At 71.7% G+C, this 2,792-nt stretch carries 4 protein-coding genes; 3 read left to right on the forward strand and 1 reads right to left on the reverse strand.

Annotated features, from left to right (window positions below; genetic code table 11):
• The 3 genes from GT030_RS33940 to GT030_RS33950 form a co-directional block, all read left to right on the forward strand.
• Nucleotides 1–298, forward strand: a 298-nt coding sequence (locus GT030_RS33940; RefSeq protein ID WP_161204346.1) for an AIM24 family protein, incomplete at its 5' end; no start/stop codon positions are given.
• Nucleotides 295–1,101 (forward strand): AIM24 family protein, encoded by an 807-nt coding sequence (locus GT030_RS33945; protein WP_130332398.1) that lies wholly within the window; start codon nt 295–297, stop codon nt 1,099–1,101. The genes GT030_RS33940 and GT030_RS33945, both read left to right, overlap by 4 nt.
• 92 nt (nt 1,102–1,193) lie before the next feature.
• Nucleotides 1,194–1,670, forward strand: a complete 477-nt coding sequence (locus GT030_RS33950; RefSeq protein WP_086695678.1) for a MarR family transcriptional regulator — start codon at nt 1,194–1,196, stop codon at nt 1,668–1,670.
• A 184-nt stretch (nt 1,671–1,854) separates the two neighbouring features.
• On the opposite strand, the gene GT030_RS33955 is transcribed toward GT030_RS33950, so the two are convergent.
• On the reverse strand, nt 1,855–2,792 hold a 938-nt coding region (locus GT030_RS33955; RefSeq protein ID WP_161204347.1), incomplete at its 5' end, for an MFS transporter.

Below are 2,792 nucleotides of genomic sequence, written 5' to 3' on the forward strand. Positions count from 1 at the left end.
GATGGGCCTGGTGCGCGGCCAGGCGACCGGGCAGGGCCTGTTCACCACCACCCTGCAGGGCCATGGCGCGGTCGCCGTGATGGCGCACGGCGGGGTCTTCGAGCTGCCGGTCACCCCCCAGCGCCCGGTCCACGTGGACCCCCAGGCGTACGTCGCCCATCACGGCGAGGTGCGCAACAAGCTGTCCACCGCGCTGGGCTGGCGCGACATGGTGGGGCGCGGCTCCGGCGAGGCGTTCCAGCTGGAGCTGAGCGGCCACGGCACGGTGTACGTCCAGGCGTCGGAGGAGAAGCTGTGAGCGGTTACGCGAGCGCGGGCGGGCCGGTGGTCTTCGACCCGGTGACGCTCCCCGCCGACGACAACGTGAACCCGTACACCTTCTGCGTGGAGCTCAAGGGGAGCCAGTGGTTCCTGCAGAAGGGGAAGATGATCGCCTACTACGGGTCGATCGACTTCAACGGCATCGGGCACGGCCGGCTGGACCGGCTGGTGCGGACTTCCTTCCATTCGCCACTGCACGCGAGCGACTGGGTGGTGGCGGAGGGCTCGGGCAAGATGCTGCTCGCGGACCGGGCCTTCGATGTGAATTCGTATGACTTGGATCAGGGCAACCTGACCGTTCGCGCGGGCAACTTGATCGCTTTTCAGCCAAGCTTGGCACTCAAACAGTCGATCGTGCCGGGCTTTCTGACGCTCATCGGAACCGGAAAGTTCGTCGCCGCCTCCAACGGGCCGGTGGTCTTCATGGAGCCGCCGATCCGGGTGGACCCGCAGGCGCTGGTCGGCTGGGCCGACTGCCCCTCCCCCTGCCACCACTACGACCATTCCTATCTCACCGGCGTGATGGGCGGTCTACGTGCGATGACAGGGATCGGCGGGGCTTCCGGGGAGGAGCACCAGTTCGAGTTCACGGGTGCGGGGACGGTACTGCTCCAGTCCAGCGAGACGCTGATGGCCGAGCCGTCCACGGGTGCTGTTCCATCCGAGCCGGGGGTACCCGGAGGGGGCGCAGCAGGACCCATGGGGCCCGGAACGGGGGCTTCCGGGGTACCGCGCCTTCCCGGACAGCTGGGAGACCTCCAGCGTCGCTTCGGGCTGTGAGCGGTAGTCTGCGGAGTGTGACGTCGAACGCGTGCGCACAGTCACATCACCCAGAGTAGTTCGCCATTCAACTTCTTAGGTAGACTTCATTCATGGAGACCGAGACGGCCACGCACTGGCTGACCGATGCGGAGCAGTGCGCCTGGCGCACCCACCTGGAGGTCAACAGGCTGTTGACGTACCAGCTAGAGAAGGATCTACAGCCGTTCGGCCTGACGATGAACGACTACGAGATCCTCGTCAATCTTTCCGAGTCGGAAGACATGCGGATGCGGATGAGCGACCTGGCGGGCGCGACCATGCAGTCCAAGAGCCGCCTCTCGCATCAGATCACGCGCATGGAGAACGCGGACCTGGTCCGCCGGGAGAACTGCGAGTCGGACCGGCGCGGTCTCTTCGCCGTCCTGACCGAGCACGGGCTGGAGACGATGCGGAAGGTGGCCCCGCACCACGTGGCCTCCGTCCGCCGCCACTTCATCGACCTGCTCTCCCCCGACGCCCTCCAGGACCTCGACAAGTCCCTGAAGCCCATCGCAGAACACCTCAGAGACCAGCGCGGCCGCCCGTAGCCGGTTCGGCTCCACGCGCAACCGGCCGTACCGCGCCCGCCGAGCGGCAACCCCGCGCCGGGCGCGGTCCGAGCCCGTGCCTCGGACACCCCTGAGGCAGGACGCCCCGCCCACCCGACGCACCGCCCCGGTGCGAGGGAGGGTGGGGCGCCCGGCTGTCCGGGGCCGCGGACAGGTCCCCGGCTCACGCCCGCACGGGCTCCGTCCGCCTCCGGCCCACCAGGGCCACCGCGGCCGAGGCGAGCGCGGTGGCTCCGGTGAGAGCGAAGCAGAGGGGCAGCGGGAGGTGGCCGAGGAGGGCGCCGGTGGTCAGGCCGCCGGCCGAGCTGCCCGCGTTGACCGCCATGTTCACCCAGGCCCCGGCACGGGTGCGGTCGCTCGCGGGGGCCGACTCGTCCGCCAGCAGGTAGGCCGTGGTGAGCGCCGGGGCGATGAAGGCACCCGCACACGTCATGGCCACCGCGAGCGTGAGGACGCCGGGAGCCAGTCCCGCCGCCGCGATCGTCAGGCCCAGGGCCACCGCGAAACCGGCGAGACGGGACCGGGCGGCGCGGCGCCAGGCGATCGCCCCGTTTGCCAGGCCGCCCAGCGCGCTGCCCACCGAGAGGGCGCCCAGCACCCAGGGGACGAGGGCGGTGTCGCCGGAGTCCCCGCCCACCCGGGCCAGCACCAGCAGCTCCACCCCGCTGATCGCGAGCCCCGTGCCCGCCGCCACCACGACCGGCGCCGCCAGCCCCCGCACGCCACCCCGACGCCCACCGCCCTCGGTCCGGGGCCGGGGCCCCGTCATCGCCGGGGAGGTGACGAAGGCGGCGGTCCCCCCGACCAGGAGCAGCGCCCCGAGCAGCAGCCCGGACGCCGGGAGGGTCCAGGCGACCAGAACGCCCACCAGGGCGGGACCGGACACGAACAGCAGCTCCTCGGCGACCCCGTCGAGGCTGTACGCACGCCGCAGCAGATCCGGGTCGGGGAGCAGGTCGGACCACACCGCCCGCATCGTCGGCCCCAGCGGCGGGGCACAGGCGCCCGCGAGGACGGCCGCGCCCCCGATCAGCGGCACCGGCGCACCGGGCCGCCAGGTGAGCGCGGCGAGCACGCAGAGCAGTCCCCCGTGGGCGGCGG

This window comes from Streptomyces sp. SID1328, from assembly GCF_009865595.1.
Classification (GTDB): domain Bacteria; phylum Actinomycetota; class Actinomycetes; order Streptomycetales; family Streptomycetaceae; genus Streptomyces; species Streptomyces griseoluteus.

What these genes read in the sequence shown, in the direction of transcription:
- GT030_RS33950 (WP_086695678.1), top strand. Translation starts at nt 1,194, where the DNA reads ATGGAGACCGAGACGGCCACGCACTGGCTGACCGATGCGGAGCAGTGC.